The organism is Fischerella sp. PCC 9605 (assembly GCF_000517105.1).
Lineage (GTDB): Bacteria > Cyanobacteriota > Cyanobacteriia > Cyanobacteriales > Nostocaceae > PCC9605.
Genome location: NZ_KI912151.1, coordinates 665,742 through 684,742, shown reverse-complemented (window position 1 = coordinate 684,742; position 19,001 = coordinate 665,742). Strand labels below are relative to the sequence as shown.

Annotated in this window: 17 protein-coding genes and 1 pseudogene; 6 read left to right on the top strand and 12 right to left on the bottom strand. The window is 43.8% G+C overall.

The window, feature by feature from the left end:
- Positions 1-96 precede the first annotated feature (96 nt).
- Complete coding sequence (locus FIS9605_RS0128020) at positions 97-660, bottom strand: DUF4126 domain-containing protein (RefSeq protein WP_026735541.1); 564 nt, start codon at positions 658-660, stop codon at positions 97-99.
- Positions 661-864: 204 nt separating this feature from the next.
- On the bottom strand, positions 865-1,470 hold the full coding sequence (locus FIS9605_RS38440; protein ID WP_051470160.1) for a DUF4230 domain-containing protein: 606 nt from the start codon (positions 1,468-1,470) through the stop codon (positions 865-867).
- Between the two features lie 85 nt (positions 1,471-1,555).
- Between FIS9605_RS38440 and FIS9605_RS46730 the strand changes: the two are divergent.
- Positions 1,556-1,763, top strand: a pseudogene (locus FIS9605_RS46730) (transposase); the annotation flags it as partial.
- A 104-nt stretch (positions 1,764-1,867) separates the two neighbouring features.
- Here FIS9605_RS46730 and FIS9605_RS45535 read toward each other — a convergent pair.
- Positions 1,868-2,080 carry a hypothetical protein gene (locus FIS9605_RS45535; RefSeq protein WP_026735540.1) on the bottom strand — a complete coding sequence of 71 codons (213 nt, stop codon included), beginning with the start codon at positions 2,078-2,080 and terminating at the stop codon, positions 1,868-1,870.
- A gap of 69 nt (positions 2,081-2,149) precedes the next feature.
- On the opposite strand from FIS9605_RS45535, the gene FIS9605_RS0128005 reads away from it, so the two are divergent.
- From FIS9605_RS0128005 to FIS9605_RS0127995, 3 genes are all read left to right on the top strand, one after another.
- Positions 2,150-5,197 carry a valine--tRNA ligase gene (locus FIS9605_RS0128005; protein ID WP_026735539.1) on the top strand — a complete coding sequence of 1,016 codons (3,048 nt, stop codon included), beginning with the start codon at positions 2,150-2,152 and terminating at the stop codon, positions 5,195-5,197.
- Between the two features lie 87 nt (positions 5,198-5,284).
- The gene (locus tag FIS9605_RS0128000; protein ID WP_026735538.1) at positions 5,285-5,728 is read left to right on the top strand and encodes a hypothetical protein; all 444 of its coding nucleotides are present in this window, start codon (positions 5,285-5,287) and stop codon (positions 5,726-5,728) included.
- 97 nt (positions 5,729-5,825) lie between these two features.
- A complete protein-coding gene (locus FIS9605_RS0127995; protein WP_026735537.1) occupies positions 5,826-7,550 on the top strand; it encodes an ABC transporter ATP-binding protein in 1,725 nt (574 codons plus the stop codon).
- A 188-nt stretch (positions 7,551-7,738) separates the two neighbouring features.
- Here FIS9605_RS0127995 and FIS9605_RS0127990 read toward each other — a convergent pair whose 3' ends face one another.
- The 6 genes from FIS9605_RS0127990 to FIS9605_RS0127965 form a co-directional block, all read right to left on the bottom strand.
- Complete coding sequence (locus FIS9605_RS0127990; RefSeq protein ID WP_026735536.1) at positions 7,739-8,611, bottom strand: 6-carboxytetrahydropterin synthase; 873 nt, start codon at positions 8,609-8,611, stop codon at positions 7,739-7,741.
- A gap of 95 nt (positions 8,612-8,706) precedes the next feature.
- On the bottom strand, positions 8,707-9,180 hold the full coding sequence (locus FIS9605_RS0127985; protein WP_026735535.1) for an ester cyclase: 474 nt from the start codon (positions 9,178-9,180) through the stop codon (positions 8,707-8,709).
- Between the two features lie 96 nt (positions 9,181-9,276).
- Positions 9,277-9,978, bottom strand: coding sequence for a J domain-containing protein (locus FIS9605_RS0127980; protein ID WP_026735534.1), 702 nt, complete (start codon positions 9,976-9,978; stop codon positions 9,277-9,279).
- A gap of 149 nt (positions 9,979-10,127) precedes the next feature.
- On the bottom strand, positions 10,128-11,069 hold the full coding sequence (cysK, locus tag FIS9605_RS0127975) for a cysteine synthase A (protein WP_026735533.1): 942 nt from the start codon (positions 11,067-11,069) through the stop codon (positions 10,128-10,130).
- 102 nt (positions 11,070-11,171) lie between these two features.
- Positions 11,172-11,612 carry an RrF2 family transcriptional regulator gene (locus FIS9605_RS0127970; RefSeq protein ID WP_026735532.1) on the bottom strand — a complete coding sequence of 147 codons (441 nt, stop codon included), beginning with the start codon at positions 11,610-11,612 and terminating at the stop codon, positions 11,172-11,174.
- 255 nt (positions 11,613-11,867) lie between these two features.
- On the bottom strand, positions 11,868-13,643 hold the full coding sequence (locus tag FIS9605_RS0127965; protein WP_026735531.1) for an iron uptake porin: 1,776 nt from the start codon (positions 13,641-13,643) through the stop codon (positions 11,868-11,870).
- 180 nt (positions 13,644-13,823) lie between these two features.
- Between FIS9605_RS0127965 and FIS9605_RS0127960 the strand changes: the two genes are divergently transcribed.
- Positions 13,824-14,018 carry a hypothetical protein gene (locus FIS9605_RS0127960; RefSeq protein ID WP_026735530.1) on the top strand — a complete coding sequence of 65 codons (195 nt, stop codon included), beginning with the start codon at positions 13,824-13,826 and terminating at the stop codon, positions 14,016-14,018.
- Positions 14,019-14,070: 52 nt separating this feature from the next.
- On the opposite strand, the gene FIS9605_RS0127955 is transcribed toward FIS9605_RS0127960, so the two are convergent.
- The 3 genes from FIS9605_RS0127955 to folK form a co-directional block, all read right to left on the bottom strand.
- Entirely contained in the window at positions 14,071-14,352 is a 282-nt protein-coding gene (locus FIS9605_RS0127955) for a 4a-hydroxytetrahydrobiopterin dehydratase (RefSeq protein WP_026735529.1), read from the bottom strand.
- A gap of 791 nt (positions 14,353-15,143) precedes the next feature.
- A complete protein-coding gene (locus FIS9605_RS0127950; protein WP_026735528.1) occupies positions 15,144-15,692 on the bottom strand; it encodes an NUDIX hydrolase in 549 nt (182 codons plus the stop codon).
- Positions 15,693-15,780: 88 nt separating this feature from the next.
- Complete coding sequence (folK, locus tag FIS9605_RS0127945; protein WP_231510488.1) at positions 15,781-16,302, bottom strand: 2-amino-4-hydroxy-6-hydroxymethyldihydropteridine diphosphokinase; 522 nt, start codon at positions 16,300-16,302, stop codon at positions 15,781-15,783.
- Positions 16,303-16,524: 222 nt separating this feature from the next.
- Here folK and FIS9605_RS0127940 point away from each other — a divergent pair, with 222 nt between their 5' ends.
- Positions 16,525-18,906 (top strand): transglycosylase domain-containing protein, encoded by a 2,382-nt coding sequence (locus FIS9605_RS0127940; RefSeq protein ID WP_026735526.1) that lies wholly within the window; start codon positions 16,525-16,527, stop codon positions 18,904-18,906.
- The last annotated feature ends 95 nt before the right edge of the window (positions 18,907-19,001 follow it).

The window sequence follows — 19,001 nt, the reverse complement described above, 5'->3', positions numbered from 1 at the left end:
ACACCCTACGACCTATACCACGCTATGTTGTTCGCCAAGTATCTACATGGATTTGAGCGATCGCGAGTGTATCGTTTAACTTGGCTTCTCGTACAATCATAAATGAACTCGGCGGTACTCTCTACGCTTTTCCCAATACCAACGATACCAATATTTACCACTACGAACTGCAAACCATAGCAGAATTAAAGCAATTAATCCTCCTTGCCTGGGTGCATCAAAGGCGAAAAATACTAAAGCAATACACAATCCATCTTGAATAAAAGCTGCCCACAGGGGTAAACCTCGCAAACGAAAAAACCAGCCGATTTGAACTAGCTGGAGTACCAAAGCAACAGAACCGCCAATTAAGGCAATTAACCAGTCAGGGGCTGTTGTTGCTGAAGCTACTGCTAACCCCATGATTGCCCCTACAAGCGGAGACAATAACAGCTGTATCACTTGCAGCACCCGTTGCCCCATCAACTTTTTGGAAGCAAATATCTCTACAAATGACCAACTGCTGAGAATGCCTAGTAAAAAATGTGAGGAAATGTGAGATAAAATCGGTACTTGTGACCAAAGATTGTTACCTTGCAACAGTCCAATAAACAGGAGGGGTAAAGCTATTCTAATTCCTGCTGCCGCTGAAGCTGAAAGTGCGGCTAGGAGTTCAATCATAAAGTCACCTAGAGGGCTAGTGCATAACTTCGGAGTTGTTATTTAAACTTACCCTCGTGTGCTAAATTTTCAGTCAGAAAATCATTTTTTATATAAATTGTTACATGACACTCTCGCTTTTTTACTCAAGTTTTTAAGTACATTTCGCAATGAGCCTTTTGACCATAGGCTCATTGCACTGTGATCGCTATTTCAAGATGTCGGTTAATATTTGCAAGTCTCAGGTTTTGTTGTTTTGACAGCAACTTTTTGATTTGTAAGCCCAAGTAACTGTGAAAGAGTAAATGTTGCTTGACGGTTTGCGAGCGCTAAAACCTCATTTTCGCAAGCTTGCTTCACGACTGCTGCCAGCCCTCGCTGTTGGACTTGCTGCGCTGAGGCTGGAGAAATGTCTGGAGCCAGCCAATCTTTGTGATATTCAACAACTTCTGACTTAGACACATCGACTTTGGCATCCAAGATTCGAGGCACTGGTAATTGAATCTCAATTTTGTCTCCAAAAACAGCAACGTTGCTGGTTCCTATTTGGGATAAATCTACTCCCGCTAAAACCTGCCCTCGAACAATATACAGGTAGCTGGTCACGCCAACGGTTTGTCCAAATACTTTGTTCTCAACCCTTACTGGAATCACGACCTCAGATAGCATTCGCACGGTAGCTAGCTCTGACAGTTCCTGAATTCGCTTAATCACCATATTTGAGGGAAGGTGATTGCGACCAATCAAGTTGTCGATGTGGGGGAATACGAACCTCACGCTAGCCCAACCAGCGAATAACAATAGCGCTCCAAGGGAGATTTTCTTTAGCATAGCCCTGATTTCTCACAAATTCTCAAAAAAATGGGTCAAAAACTGCCAAAATGTATTATAATAAGGGTTTAAGCATTTAAAACACATGACCCCTCGTCGGACAGATTGTATCCCAAAACAGTTCAAATTCTCACTTTGAAAATTCACATCCAGTCGTAGTGAATTTTAGTGGTGGAACGGTAACATCGGATGCAGCGATTTGTCTAATTGCGAGACTTGATCGAAAACGGAAAATTACATCACGGTTTGCTGAATGTCTCAAAGATTACCGAGATGTGAATCGCATTGAGCATTAGATTTGTGGCTTAATCGCTCAAAGAGTTTATGATTTAAGGCTTTTCTAAGAATTTGCATGAACGGGTGAGCGATCGCTCGTGTGAAAAAAGGCCTTGCATAATTAAGGGATGAACTGTCCATATCGTACATCTAAGCTAACCGTAATAACGGGCTTAGTCGTGGTAAACAGAACTACATCTGTGCTGATTGCGATCGCCAATATATTTAACACCCGATGCACCACAATTGCCGCACCAATTACAGTTCCTGCCAACTGGCTCATCTCCTCTTTTAACTCTCTTGTCTCTGCGTCCTCTGCGCCTGGTGCATTCATTTCTATAAAACACTCTCCAAACACTGTGGCAAAATTTATTAAAGTCCTTCCGCACTTAGTTTTCCCAGCATGACCGCAACAATTACTAACCTCCCTAGTCAGTACGATCCCTTTACCACTGAAGCTAAGTGGCAAAAATTTTGGGAAGAAAATCAAGTCTACAAAGCTGACCCCAAAGCAGGTGGCGAATCCTACTGCATCGTGATTCCACCGCCCAATGTCACAGGCAGTTTGCATATGGGTCACGCTTTTGACAATAGTTTGATAGATACCCTTGTGCGCTATCACCGCATGAAGGGAGAGAATGCTCTTTATCTGCCTGGAACTGACCACGCCAGCATTGCTGTCCATACAGTTCTGGAAAAGCAACTCAAGGCAGAAGGCAAAACTCGCTACGAATTGGGGCGCGAAAAGTTTTTGGAACGCGCTTGGCAGTGGAAGGAACAATCTAAGGGGACAATTGTAAATCAACTGCGACGCTTGGGTGTGTCGGTAGATTGGTCGCGGGAACGTTTCACCCTTGATGAGGGTTTATCCAAAGCTGTTTTAGAAGCCTTTAACAGTCTCTACGAAGAAGGGCTGATTTATCGCGGAAAGTATCTGGTCAACTGGTGTCCAGAATCACAATCTGCCGTTTCCGATTTGGAAGTGGAGGCAAAAGAGGTTGATGGTCATCTTTGGCACTTCCGCTATCCCCTCACAGATGGTTCTGGTTATGTAGAAGTGGCGACAACCCGACCAGAAACAATGCTGGGTGATACAGCAGTAGCAGTGAATCCCAATGATGAACGCTATCAGCATCTGATTGGGAAAACTGTGACGCTACCAATTATGAATCGGGAAATTCCGATTATTGGTGATGAATTGGTTGACCCTACTTTCGGCACCGGTTGTGTAAAAGTGACTCCCGCCCATGACCCCAATGACTTTGAAATGGGTAAGCGTCACAGTCTGCCGTTCATCAATATTATGAATAAGGACGGCACCCTCAACGAGAATGCTGGAGAGTTCCAAGGACAAGACCGTTTTGTTGCCAGAAAGAATGTGGTTGCCCGACTAGAGACTGATGGTTTTCTGGTGAAGGTGGAAGATTACAAGCATACGGTTCCGTATAGCGATCGCGGTAAAGTCCCCGTTGAACCCTTACTTTCTACTCAGTGGTTTGTCAAAATTCGCCCGATGGCAGACCGTTGCCTAGAATTCCTCGACCAAAAAGATTCGCCACGGTTTGTTCCCCAGCGTTGGACTAAAGTCTATCGTGACTGGTTGGTGAAGCTGAAAGATTGGTGTATTTCCCGTCAACTGTGGTGGGGACACCAGATCCCGGCTTGGTACGCTGTCAGTGAAACTGGCGGCGAGATTACCGATAACACGCCGTTTGTTGTGGCACGGAATGATGCAGAAGCACAGGAGAAGCTAAAATCACAATTTGGCGAAAATGTCAAGATAGAACGCGATCCAGATGTGCTGGATACCTGGTTTTCTGCTGGACTCTGGCCATTTTCAACTTTGGGCTGGCCCGAACAAACCGAGGATTTAGCAACTTATTACCCCACCAGTACTTTGGTGACGGGCTTTGACATCATCTTTTTCTGGGTTGCCCGAATGACGATGATGGCGGGGCATTTTACGGGACAAATGCCGTTCAAGGATGTTTACATTCACGGCTTGGTATTGGATGAGAATGGCAAGAAGATGTCCAAGACGGCGAACAATGGCATTGACCCGCTGATTTTGATGGATAAATATGGCACAGATGCCCTGCGGTATACCCTGATTAAAGAAGTAGCTGGTGCAGGTCAAGACATCCGCCTAGACTACAACCGCAAAACCGATGAATCGCCGTCGGTGGAGGCATCCCGCAACTTTTCTAATAAGTTGTGGAATGCGGCGCGGTTTGTGATGATGAATTTGGACGGGCAAACACCACAGCAGTTGGGAGAACCTCACCCCCCAACCCCCTCTCCGTTAAGCAGAGAGGGGGAGTTAGAGTTGAGCGATCGCTGGATTCTCTCTCGTTACTATCGTGTTGTCCAACAAACCAGAAGTTACATGGACAACTACGGACTGGGAGAAGCGGCTAAAGGTCTGTACGATTTTATTTGGGGTGATTTTTGCGACTGGTATATCGAGTTGGTCAAATCTCGCCTGCAAAAGAATGCAGATCCGGCATCTCGGCGAGTAGCACAACAAACTTTGGCATACGTGCTGGAAGGGATTTTGAAATTACTTAATCCTTTCATGCCTCACATTACTGAGGAAATTTGGCACACTCTCACCCAACAACCGACAGATTCCAAGCAAAGTTTATCCTTACAACTTTATCCAGAAGCCCAAACAAGCCTAATAGACTCTGCTTTGGAAGAACAATTTGAACTGTTAATTGGTACAATCCGCACAATCCGCAATCTACGTGCAGAAGCGGATGTTAAGCCTGGAGTGAAAGTAAGTGTGAATTTGCAAACCGACAGCGAAAAAGAAAGGCAAATTCTCACCTCTGGACAGTCTTACATTCAAGATTTGGCTAAGGTAGAGAATTTAACCATCGCTGCTGGCAAGCAAAAGCAACAAAGTATCAGTGATGAAAAACCCCGAATTGGTTGGACGAAAGTAGTCGCAATTATCGGAGCAATTTACTTGTTACGAGTTGGATTGGCGATCGCAGATGCGATTGACGACATTCCCTTATTCGGAACTTTCTTTGAGATAGTTGGTTTTGGGTTTGCGACTTGGTTTGTTGCCCGCAATTTACTGTCTTCTCAGGCTAGACAAAAATTCTGGCAACAGTTTTTCCAACCAACCGCTAACAAGAGTTTGCCCCAAGCAGAAGCATCACAACAGCCACCAGAACCAGAAAGAGCGATCGCAGGTGTTATAGGTACGGTACAAGTTCTACTTCCCCTCGCTGGCGTGGTAGATATAGAGGCTTATACTGCCAAACTGCAAAAACGCCTCAGCAAAATCGAAGCGGATATAACATCCCTCACTGCTAGGTTAAGCAACCCTAAATTTGTCGAACAAGCCCCAGCAAATGTCGTACAGGAGGTGCGGGATACTTTAGCAGAAGCCCAAAAGCAAGCCGAAATCTTGCGCGATCGCTTGCGTCAGTTAGCATAGCTGTAAAAAAGAATTATGAATGATGAATTATAAATTATGAAAATTTTCATCATTCATAATTCATCATTCATAATTTTATTCAAAGTCATGCTATATCTAGCCCAAGTACATAAAAACGAATTTTTAGACCAGCTCCAATTGCGGTTATTGGCACGTCAAGAAGCCGAAAATATGTGGATGACAATCCCAGAAGAGGCTTTTCTTCTTCTGGGAAAAAACAAGACTCTAAACGAGAAGTTGCTTGTTTTAGTCGAACTTTCTCCCACGGGTGATATTGAAAAACTAGAAGAAGCTACCAACTGGATACTGAATCTGATCCAAACCTATCTCGCTACGGGCATTACTCCAGACTTTTTGCGCCAAGAAGCAGAAAGGGCTGAACAGTGGCGACAAAACTTAACTTTGCAAAATCAAGATTTGGCACGTCGTACTTTGGAATTAGAAGCCCGTCGAGAACAAATTCAGGCACTAGAAGAAAGTATGAAACGAGAGAAAAATGGTAGCCACAAAGATGATACTGTTGGCTCTTAGATTACAGTCTCTCATTCGTAATGACAACAACTAGAGAGAAACTACAAAAAAGCTGATACCGTCTAACAAAGAAAAACCTCGTTGTGGACGTTATAGCTTGAAAACTCGGTCTAATTACTGGCAACTTCTACCGTATATCCGGCCCCAGTGGCACAACATTGCCAAAGGGTTTATTGGCATCTTGGGATATGTACTGGCGACATTAGCCCTACTTACGCTCGTCAAGCAATTGACAACTGCTTTTGGCACGGGTAATGTAACCGCGATCGCCACAGAGATTGGCATTTTAGCAGGAGTATTTCTTGCTAGAGGCTTTTTTCAATCAGTGCAAGATATCTATATGGCCAAAGCTGCTCTGAGAGTAGCTTTTAATCTCCGCAAGCAGGTGTACTCCCATCTACAAAAGCTGAATCTCAGCTATTTTGAAACCGCAAAAGCAGGTGATTTATCTTACCGCCTCACTGAAGATATCGATCGCGTTGGGGAAGTGGTGCATAAACTCTTTCACGACTTTATCCCCTGTGCTTTGCAGTTGGTAGCCATTCCCATCTACATGATTTATCTAAATTGGCGGCTAACACTTGCCACAGTTATAGTTGCGCCACTGATGGGTGTGTTAATTGCTTGGTTTGGCGAACGCTTGCAGAAATTCTCCCGCAAAAGTCAAAATCGCGTGTCGGACTTGTCAGCAATACTAACAGAAGTATTCAGCGGTATCCGCATCGTCCAAGCTTTTGCAGCAGAGGATTACGAAATTGCCAGGTTCAGCCGCGAAGCAGAACGTACTTTGAGGGCGAAATACTCTGCCGAAAGACTCAAAGCGATTCAAATTCCAATTATAGGATTTTTGCAGGCGGTGAGTTTTTTATTGTTGCTGTTAATCAGTGCTTGGCTAATTGCCCAAAAACAGTTGACAGTAGGAGAGTTTTTCAGTTACCTTGCCGCAGCAGCTTCGTTAATTGACCCTGTCAGTCATACCACTAACAACTACAACGAGTTTAAGCAGGGTGAGGCGTCTGTTGACCGTGTTTTTGAATTATTGGCTATTCAACCTGCTGTGACAGAAAAAACTGATGCGATCGCCCTCCCCCCAGTCACTGGCAAAGTAGAATATCGCCATGTGTCTTTTGCCTATAAACCTGGGGAACCTGTCCTAAAGAATATCAGTTTGTTGGCAATGCCAGGAGAAGCGATCGCCCTAGTAGGTGCTTCGGGTGCTGGTAAAACTACGTTTGTGAATCTTCTACCCCGTTTCTACGATCCTCAAAATGGCCAAATCTTAATTGATGGCGTTGATGTTCGCGATGTCACACTTAACAGTCTGCGCCGACAAATTGGTATTGTTCCCCAAGAAACCATCATGTTTTCCGGGACAATCGCTCAAAACATCGCCTTTGGACAACATCAGTTTGACATGGCAGATGTCGAGAAAGCCGCAATAATTGCTAATGCCCATCAGTTTATTAGCCAACTGCCCGATAGTTACGATACTTGGGTAGGCGAACGAGGGGTAAATTTATCGGGTGGACAACGGCAAAGAATAGCGATCGCCCGTGCTGTTCTCCTTAACCCGAGAATATTAATACTAGATGAAGCGACATCAGCCCTTGATTCGGAGTCGGAAGCCTTGGTGCAGGAGGCGTTGGAAAGGTTAATGTCAGGGCGAACCGTGTTTATTATTGCTCACCGTCTCAGTACCGTGAGAAGGTGCGATCGGATTTTAGTACTGGAAAAAGGGCAGATTGTGGAATCGGGAACTCATGAAGAATTATTAGCGCTTTCCCGCCGTTATGCTCGATTTTACGCCCAACAATTTAGTTAGCTAAGTATGTCGAAATAAAGTTAACTCGTGAGGGTCGTCATAGGTCATTGGTCATTGGGTAGGGGCAAAGCATTTGTACTAGTACATTCAGTTTTGATGTCAAGATATACATACAAATGCTTTGCCCTTATCCCTGAAGGGAGGGGCTTCCACCCTTCGAGTTCGGTGAGTTTTTTGCGTTTTGTCAGTTATAGACGTGCTAAAATCGGTTGATTTTCTGCCACACTGACAGAGTTGGAAATTGGCTCAGTGCAGTAAATTTCGCAAGAATTATTCGGACTTTCAATTAATTTGACTTTGTAAAGCTTAGCTCCCAATTCCTGAATAGGCGATCGCAATAAGTTACTAATGTGAAGTGCAATATTTTCGGCAGTAGGAACAACTTGCCAAAAGTAAGGAATGTCTTTGTTTAAAAAAGTATGGTCGAACGGTTCAACTACATAATCTTCTATCGCCTGGTTTAAAGCACCTAAATCTACAATCATGCCAGTGCGGGGGTCGATTTCCCCTTTTACTGTCACTTCTAGATGATAATTGTGTCCGTGACCGTTGGGACGAGCGCACTTACCATAAATCTCAGAGTTTTCTTGTTCGCTAAGGTCAGGATGCGCTAGCCTGTGAGCGGCGCTAAAGTGAGTGCTGACGGTGAGATAAGCTTCCATTCCGTTTCCCATATAATCTGCCCAAAGTTCAGGATTTTCAAATAGCTGCACGCGGACAAGAGGCAAATAGGGTGCTAGCCGCTGCCAGATCACCCGTGCAATATTTTCTGTTGTGGGCAGAGTTTGTTGAAATTCTGTCCACACATCATTGAGATAGGAAAAGTCTAGCTGGCTGGTTACTTCTCGTTTAATTACGTGTTTCACATCAGACAAGTTCAGCACCATGCCATATTTATCCAATTCTCCAACAAGAGAGACAAATAAGACGTAGTTATGTCCATGCCCAGGAAAGCGGGAGCAAGCACCAAATTTCTCAACATTCTCGGCTTCACTCAGTTCTGGCAACCAATATCGATGACTTGCCGAAAACCGAGCGCGGCGATTTACAATGCATTGCATGAGTACACTGGTAGCTTTATTTAATATTTCTTAATATTTTACCCTTTCTAGGGGAAACTAATTCCTTTCGCTATTTCAGCATAGCTGCCTTCTACTTACATACCGCCTACTTGTTGTACTAGCTGCAAACCATCTGTCTGATCCCAGAGATAGACGATTTTACCGTTCTTAATAGTAACAAACTCAGAATACGGCACAGAAAAACTTTTGCCTGTTGTCGGCATTCCCATAAAATCACCGGTGAAAGTTCCGGAAAATATACCGTGGTGGGCAACGCGATCGCCCATCACTACCCATTCTTCTATCTGGTAGCTGATATTACTAACAACACTTAATAATTCCTGGGCAAATTGACGGATTGCCTCATGACCTTTTACTGGTTCGGGAAAAACTAGGTCATAAATCACGCCATCAGGTGCCATAACTGAAATAATCTGTTCTATGTCTTGATTGACCCAACCCTGTAAAAATTCTGCACTCAGCAGCGCGTTTTCACGCTCTAATTCTGTTACATCCTCAAGGGAATCTAGATTTGGAAGCAGTAAATTTTCATCTTTGATGTTCGTCATGCACCGTGTCTCCGTACATCACAGTTTGATGAGTTGGGCAATTTCGTTCGTTCAGTTATATCTTAATCAACTCAGTATCTTAAAAACAGCCGATTCCTATGCATACGCACCTAATGAATCTTGAGCCTCCCAGTATAATCCCTTAGCATTACGGAACATTTCTTGACCTGCGTGCAAATAACTTTCGTCGTAGTTCAGGGGGAAATATTCTAACTCGTCTAGTCCATCACCAATTTGATTTAGACAGTAGTAAAGGTGAGCCGCTACTCTTGCTAAGCTGGGGGGATTGGGCAGAGAACGAAAAGTAATTTGTGCCTGTTTGAGGTTATCTCGACAAGTGTCTAAGTAATCCTGAAATTCCTCTAACAGTACATCATCAAAAGGATCGGCGGCTAATTTCTCAATTTGTGTTTTCAAAGAATTGAGAATGGCATACACCAAGCGATTTACTGGTTGATAAACCAGACGCAGCCATTCTTCAATTTGTTCGTCTACATCTCTTCCTGCCTGTCGTTTTGCTTGGTATTGTTGCCCAGCAGCGGTGCTACGCTGCTGCCTACTACCGTTAGATTTTTGGGTGCGGTGGTTGTGGAGTCGTCGATCGTAACTTTGGCGTCTTTCAGCATCGCCTAAGACTTCATAGGCAGCATTAATACGGATAATCTGCTCAGCATCAGCCGTTTCTTGATTGCTGTCAGGATGATATTGCTTCGCCAAGCGGCGATATGCTTGCTTAATTTCCGCTTGGCTGGCAGTTGGACTTACTTTGAGAGTTTCGTAGTGGTTAGTATCTACCATTATTTCAATGTACCGTTAGCTGATGCTAACTGCTACCATTCCAAAATGCATTATCTATCACTCACCATGCTCAACAAGCATAATTTTGATTTTAGGATTGCTCAAATATTGCTGGTGTCTTTTGCCTCCAAGTATTAGCCTTGTTCAACTCATGTCTCCAAGTCTTGGAATAAGGGCGTACTTAAGTACCGTTCTCCAAAACTGGGCTGAATCATCACAATCAAATGACCTTCGTTTTCTGGACGTTGGGCAACACGAATTGCAGCACACAAAGCAGCACCACTGGAAATTCCAGAGAGTAAACCTTCTTCTCGTGCCAAACGCCGACCGTAAGCGATCGCTTCTTCATCGGTAACAGTAATCACTTCATCAATCAATCCTACTTTTAGCACTTGCGGAACAAACCCAGCGCCAATTCCTTGGATTTTGTGTGGCCCGGGTCTTCCTCCTGATAAAACTGGACTATTGGCTGGTTCTACTGCGATCGCCTTAAAGCTCGGTTTGCGTGCTTTAATTACCTCTGCAACACCAGTAATAGTGCCACCAGTACCGACTCCTGCCACGATCGTATCTACCTTGCCATCAGTATCTTCCCAGATTTCCTCTGCTGTCATCTTTCGGTGAATTTCCGGATTGGCAGGGTTACGAAACTGTTGCAACATATACGTATATGGCGTTTTGTCAACAATCTCTTGTGCCCGCCGAATTGCACCACTCATGCCTTCGATTCCTGGTGTGAGTTCCAGTTCTGCACCATAAGCCCGCAACATTGCCCGTCGCTCAGCACTCATCGTCTCTGGCATCGTTAAAATTAACCGATATCCTTTAGCTGCCGCTACCATTGCTAAGGCTATTCCCGTATTTCCCGAGGTAGGTTCCACTAAAACTGTTTTGCCAGGAACAATCAACCCTTCTTCCTCAGCGGCGTTAATCATGCTGACGCCAATTCGGTCTTTTACCGATGCTGCTGGGTTCATACTTTCCAGTTTCACCACAATCTGAGCTACACAACCTTCCGCTTGGGGAATGCGGTTGAGTTGCACCAAGGGAGTACGCCCGATGAGTTCTGTGATGTTATGAGCAATTCGCATTCTTTTGTCCTTAGTCAATGGTCAATAGTCAATGGTTAGTAGTTAGTAGTTAGTAGTTAGTTGTTGACCACTAGCTACTAACCACTAACTACTAACAAATAACTAAATGTAGTACATTAAATCCAACTGCCGCCGTGAATCTCGTTTTTCACAGAGATCGGCAAGTGTGTAATTTTGGAAAACGGAGTTCGCTGCTTGACGTGCTTCTTGCCAAATTTCTTCTACAACACCACCATCTACGGTTTTGGGTCTAGTGTCTTCCTCACACGTCTGTACCTTATCTAAGCCTTCCACACATCCTAAAACTTCATAAAGCGTGATTTTCCAAGGCTCTCGTGCCAAAAGATATCCACCTTTTGACCCGCGTAAGCTCTTGACTAGACCCCCACGCCTTAAGGTCGCTAGCAGCTGTTCCAGATAACGGTCAGGGATGTTTTGTTGTGCCGCTATCTGACGAATTTGCAGCGGTTCTCCGCTTTGGTAATGAATTGCTAGTTCTAATAAAGCAAGAATTGCGTATTCTGACTTACACGATAGTTCCACAGGCAGTAAGGTGAAAGCTAAAAGGTAAAAGTTAAAAGGTAAAGGCAAAAGAAAATATTTTTTCCTTCTTCCTTGATCCCTCTACCTTCTTAGTATACTCCGGTTCTCCACTGGGGTTTGTTATTTTTCCATATACGAACATAAAAATCCCCGCCCAATGGCGGGGAAAAGATTTTATAGTGTTGTCAGTTATTTGTTGGTAGTTGTTTGGAACAAATAACAAACAACTACCAACTACCAACAATCAACAACTATTTAGAAAGTGAAGGTTGTTCTGACTGTACCGATAATTGCATCGTCATTATCGCTACTTTGACCAGGAGCGGTCAACCAAATTACACCAGGAGTGATGGAAATATTATCGCTGACCTGATATTTGTAGAAACCTTCTATGTGGTAAGGTACATCACTATCTCTCACACCAGCTACTCTGTTCAGAGAGTAGGGTTGAGCGCCACCGAAGATGCCCAAAACGTTGCCTTTCTTACCGAAGTCTGGAAGGGCTACTCCTAAACCGTAGCTCCAGGCTTCAAAGTCATCATCGGAACCAAAACCGCTCACATCATGGTAAGAAACAAAGCCGCTAACTGATAATCTGTCGGTTGGTCTAAAGGCTGCTGACAAGCCGTAGGAATTACTTGAAGATGCATTTGTAGCACTCAAACCGTTAGCTTGTGCAGTACCTACTACAGGAACGTTTGCGCCTTGGATTCCACCTGCATCAAATAAAGCGCTACCTGAACCGTGATAGCCGTGGACGTAGGTTGCAGCTAATGCCAGGCGATCGCCTAAATTAAAGTTCAACTGTCCAAGAGCAGCATAGTTACCATCGAAGATACCTGAACCGCCACCAGGATTGCTTGCTTCAGATCCCAAGTAACCTACAGTGATAGAACTTGGTTTGAGGATACTGCCGCCAGAACCAAAACCGAAGTTAACTGCTGCACCAGCACCACCACCAATCCGGAAAATTGGGTTTTCAGAAGCAAAGGTAGATAGAGCGCCGTTACCACCGTCGAAGTCCTCAAAGTAAGGGTTGACGGTAGATGCGATGTCGCTCCAAATACCACCAGTGGCTGAAACGTATACTCGGGCATTATCACCCAAGGGGAAGTAGTACGCCAACCAATCTAAAAATACGTTGTTTTCGTTATCGGGATCGCCAGTAATATTGAAGGTTTGGAATCCCTCTGCACTACCCGGGACTCCTAAGTCTAACCTTTGTGCATTACCAGTCGCCAGACGCGTGTGCAAAACATCTTTACCAGTGAAGCTGGTTTGTAAGTCTAAACGTACTCTATTTTGGAAGACGGTATTGTTATCATCATCACTACCGAAGGAGTCAGTGAGAGCAAAAATAGCTTCACCAACCAGCTTGGTGGTGGTTGAAAATTGGTTAGCTTCCAATTCGGCAGTACGTGCTTCTAATGCGTCTACACGACCGCGTAAGGTTGCCAGTTCCGCAGAAAATTCTTCTTGCAACCGCTGCAAGGTAGCCAAATCTTCTTTGGTGACTAATTCAGCTGTTGCTGTAGCAATTAATTCATTGACCCGATCTAAACAGGCATTCAAACCTGCGGCAAATTCATAACGGGTCATAGGACGGTTTCCGCGATAGGTACCGTTCGGATAACCTGCAATACAACCGTAGCGCTCAACCAGAGACTGTAATGCTTGGAATGCCCAGTCAGTTGGCTGTACGTCGGAGAACTGGGAAACCGATGTCACTTGGGACTGAGTGTTATTAGCTGTTTTCCCTTCGCTGCTATAGCGGTTAACTTGTTCTAGGACGTTAACTTCAGTTTGTGGTTGCGCTTGAGCCACAATTTCTGGCTGTTGAGGAACTTCGATACCAGAAGCTGTAAATGCTGTCTGTGCAGAAGTGCCTTGTTGTTCAGCTGCTGATAAGTCTGCCTTTATCGCTTCAGAGGCGGTACTAGCAGGAGCGGCGATCGCCGTCGTTGAAACCAACAGCGTGGCTCCTAAAACTGCTGGACTTACCACTAAGGATTTCCACAAGATATTAGACATCGTTCCTGTTCTCCTCACACCTTGTTCTATTGGTAATTTTAATTTGCTGCAACTATTGTTGAAAATGTGACTTCTTGTTGAAACCTGTGGATGAGGCATATTTGCCCCTAAACATAATTTTAGTTTTTGCTAAGCTAAACGGCTAATTAAATTCTGGTAAAAAACTTATGTGATTAACTTATGCAAAAACATATCCTCATTGCCTGTCATTATAAAACATTTGACACAGATGGCAATACGTCTAGGTTCGCAAATGTAACTGTCACACATCAGGTTCTGCTTGTTCAAATCCTGGATATAGATAGGGAGTCTGGTTTGCAAGCTCAAAAACAGCGATCGCTACAGACAAAAAACTACTCAGTAGCTATTGGTTAAATATCAAACAAATGATCTGTATTTCAATTGTAATATTACTCAGAGTTAATACTTAAGTAATCTGGGAAATCTCCTTCGCTAAATCGAAATCTTTCTGCGTTAAACCACCTGCATCATGTGTCGTAAGTGTGATTTTGACTTTGTTATAAGAAATCTCTATATCTGGATGATGACCTGCTGATTCTGCAGGTTCAACAAGTTTATTTACAAACTCAATTGCCTGCACAAAATTTTTAAATGTGCGGTTTAACTGCAACTTTGATCCTTCTAGTGTCCAGTTAGAGAGATTGCTTAGTTGTTGTTTAATTTCTGCCTCAGTGAGTAACTGCGCCATATCAATAAACTCCTACTTAATCAATTTCTCTTCAGCTAAGGAGGCTGATCAATATAATCAACCTTTCAACCCTTTTATGCTTCCATCTATTGACAAATATTTATTTTTATAAGTTTGTCAAGATGGAAAATAGGGGAATTTGCGGAGATGAATATACGTACTGTTTACTTTCACACGTCTAGATTTAATCTGCGATCAAACTCATCTTGACAGTTCCAGCCGTTAAAAGAACTAAGTAGTTGGTTATCTTTAATTTTGGAGCAGGAGTTGCTTCAACCATCTCCACAGACGCAAATCATTACACTTAGTTCCCAAGGGTATAATACAAAATATGACTTTCTAGTTTAAGAAAATTATAATTTAATAATTTAATTTTTACGATTAATTAATATATTTAAAGCAATATATAAAAAGCTATCCGCTCTTACTTTAGATCGGGTGATCTAGGTAAGAGCGGTCTAGCGGGTCTTCAGGTTGCAATCTAACTGCCGGAAGGAACTCCAAGCTAGCCTAGCTGCTTGAGGTAATTTAGTCTCTCAAGAAGACTAAAGCTGACTTTTAGAGAACAGCTCCGGCACACAGCCGATTTCCTGCAACCTGATGACCCATGCATTTACTACTATCTGTCATGGGCATCACCTCCTTGTTGCCTAAGCGGTCTTAGTCTCAAAAGGCAGAGCTTGTGACTCTGGGTTTTTGATTGCTGTTATTCAATATAACACATGATTGTGGAAGTTAGTAGTTAGTAGTTACTAGTTGGTTGTTTCCCACTAACCACTATCCACTAACCATTAAATTAGCAATGGGCGAGCCAGGAAAAAGCTGGAAATTGATTTGGCATCTACAGGCTCACCTTGCACGATCGCTTTTTCTAATTCTTCAGGAGTCATTAAGATTGTTTCGATATCTTCGTCTTCTTCCTGTTCTGGTGGTGTTTGGAGCTTTTCTAAATCTTGTGCTAGATACGCATAGATAATTTCATCAGAATAGCCAGGAGCTAGAAAAAATTCTCCTAGTTTTTGCCATTTATGAGCGCGATAACCAGTTTCTTCCTCTATTTCACGCTTAATGGTATCCGAGGGGTCTTCGTTTACTTCCACAGTTCCAGCAGGGAACTCTAATAAACGTCCCCCAATTGCAAAACGATACTGGCGTACGAGTACAAGTTTACCTTCTGGGGTAACAGGCACAGCCAAAGCACCGCCAGGGTGACGAATGCACTCCCATTCTCCCTCGGATTGATTTGGTAAACGCAACCGATTGACCTCAAAATCAAACTTGCGTCCTTTGTAGAACAAGCGTTCTTTCAGCAGCTGGGGTAATTCTCTACCTAGTGGCATAGTTTAAGTTATATAGACTAAAAAATCACAAGTTAATACCGAAGTTGCTTGTTAAATCAGCATTGTTCTGTGTTTATTTGGTGTAACATTAAATGCCAGTAAAAAGATGTACTTGGGAACAGTCTACCTCTTTTACCAGTTCTTGAATTGTACGTCCAGAAACTGGTTCCACCCAATCTGGGGCTATCTCCGCTAGCGGTATCAAGACAAAAGCTCGTTCCCGCATTCTTGGGTGGGGAATTTGCAGATTTGGGGTATGCAAAATTAAGTCATCATATAGCAACAAATCCAAATCAAGAGTTCGCGGTCCCCAACGTTCTTTGCGGACTCGCCCAAACTTTTTTTCAATTTCTAACAAACTTTCTAACAATAAATGTGGTATTATCTCGACTTGCAGTATCGCACAACCATTCAAATAATCTGGCTGCGGTGGTCCTACAGCTTTGGTTTTGTACCAACTGGATCTTGCTTCTAAAATAATACCTGGTGTTTTGGCTAAATCCTCTATAGCTGCCTCTAAAATTGCATAAGAATCACCAAGATTACTACCAAGAGCAACGGCACTATATGTACAGCATTCTTTGGCTGCGTTACCTATTATCTTTGACAAAGTCTGAGGTTTTGCAAATATATTCAACCGTTTTACAACTGCGAATAATACAGAAAAATTTGTATTAGTTCCTACAAAAAAACTTCGGTAAATGATAAAAATCTTTGCTTAGTATTGCATTTAGTTAATAATTTATTAGGATATTATACTAACACAAACGTAGCGACCAATCCGAAAAATTAATGGTGGTTAGGTCGCAACTGCTGGAAGCGAGGAACTGACGTGGCGAAGTTTACCTCCTGGTTTAAGGAACGAGCGACAAAGTCGAGTGACCTTCAAACAGAGAAATCGGAATCGTCGCCTGGCGATTCCAATGAAAATAAGGAATCCATAAATGAAGAAAGCTGCTCAACAACAAAGTCAGAGAAAGCAAAGCAGATACTAAATCAGGGAGTTGCAAAGCTTCCCGGCAGTCGTAAACCGCTTTATCGTCGTTATTGGTTTTGGGCTGGCTTAGGTATCAGTGGCGGGATCGTTGCCATCAGTTATGGTATGTGGTCAATAGATCGCACTTTACCAGATAAAGCAGAACTAAATGCTGTTGTTCGAGAACAAACACTGACCATCAAGGCTGCTGATGGTACAATTTTGCGACAGCAAGGAGAAGCAACCACAGAACATCTCAAGCTGGAGGAGATGCCAGATAAACTCAAAAAAGCCTTTATCGCTTCAGAAGACAGAAGATTTAACCAGCACCAAGGCATAGATACTCAAGGAATAGTCAGGGCGGTCTGGAATAATTTGCGATCGCAGAATGTGGTAGAAGGTGGTAGCACGATCACGCAACAGCTAGCGCGGATTCTCTTTCTCAAACAAGAGCGCACTGTCTTGCGTAAGCTCAAGGAAGCTCGCCTGGCACAGAAAATAGAAGAAAATCTCTCAAAAAACGAGATTCTGGAGCGCTATCTAAATCTAGTTTATTTGGGTTCAGGGGCATATGGTGTTGCAGATGCGGCATGGGTATACTTCAGCAAATCAGTGCATGAACTCACTTTGGGTGAAATGGCAACAATCGCCGCCTTACCTCCAGCCCCAAATCGCTTCTCACCCCAGGTGAACCTAGAAGCCGCCAAGCAGCGGCGGAATCTAGTATTACAACGGATGTTTGAAGATGGCTATATTACAGCACTTGATAAACAAATAGCGATCGCCGAACAGTTAGCTATCAGACCTAGCAAGCCCAAGCGGTGGCAAATAGAGTCTCCCTACTTTATTAGCTACATTCAAAAAGAATTGCCCAAGTATGTTTCCCCGGAAGTTTTGCAGGCTGGTGGTTTAACCGTGGAAACTACCATAAACCCAACTTGGCAGAAGGCAGCAGAAGAAGCAGTTAACAAAACTCTGCGAAATCAGGGCCGTTGGGAAAACTTTAAGGAAGGAGCAATGGTTGTCATCGATCCTCGCAACGGTGAAGTTAAAGCAATGGTTGGGGGAAAGGATTTTGGTCAGAACCAGTTTAATCGCGTTACCCAGGCACAACGTCAGCCAGGATCGACTTTTAAGGGATTTGTGTACGCAACAGCCATAGCAGCCGGTATGAACCCTAATCAGAGTTATTTGGATGCCCCCTTAGTTGTGGATGGCTATGAACCAAAAAACTTCGATGAGGGTTTCCGAGGCTGGACGACCATGAGGGATGCTCTTACTAAGTCAGTTAATATTGTTGCAGTAAGAGTGTTGATAAAAGTGGGATTTGATCCAACCATCAAACTAGCCCACGACATGGGAATTAAATCAGAACTCAAGCCTATGTATTCCTTGGCTCTCGGTTCAAATGAGGTGAATTTACTAGAATTAACCAGTGCTTACGGTTCCTTTGCCACACAGGGATTACACGTAGAACCACACGGGATTACCCGCATTCTCAACCGCCAAGGTAAGGTAATCTGGACTGATAATTTTAAACCAAAGCGGGCATTAGATAAAGACAGTACCGCGATTATGACCTGGATGTTACGCAACGTAGTTAATCAAGGTACTGGTACTGCTGCTCAGTTGAGTGACAGACCCGTTGCAGGTAAGACTGGTACTACCGATGATGCCCGCGATCTGTGGTTTATTGGCTTCATACCTCAATTGGTAACAGGTGTGTGGTTAGGTAACGACGATAACAAACCTACATCAGGTGGTAGCAGTACCGCCGCCTACACTTGGCGTGAATTCATGGAAAAAGCAACAGAAGGGATGCCTGTTGAGAAGTTTCCCGAACGACCAAAACTAGAAGGTCGAAAAGGCACTATCAAGGCACAGGCCATTAAACCTAATCGAATTATTAATCGCGCTGTTCCTTCTAGTAAAGATTCTGATGATGGCGAACAGCAATCATATCGGGGAAGTAGATACAGAAGACGCTCTTACCAAGGGCAGCAAGAAGATCAAACCCCAAGACGCAGACGGCGCTACTATCAGCGTCGTTACAGTAGTTCAGAATCAGCTTCCAGTAGTGAATCTACCTCGTCAAACACGCCACGACGGTACAGGCGAGTAGAATCAAATTCTTTGCCTATAATACCTCGACGACGACGTTATACACCTCCTTCTGGTAACTCCTCTGGTAGTCAGCCTTCCTGGCGAGAGAGACTCAAACCCAGCTCATCGCAGTGAAGAGTGGAGGAGTGAAGGAGTGGGGGAGTGGAGGAGTGGAAGAGTGGGAGAAAAAAGAATTCTTCTTTCTCCCCATCTCCCCCTCTCCCCATCTC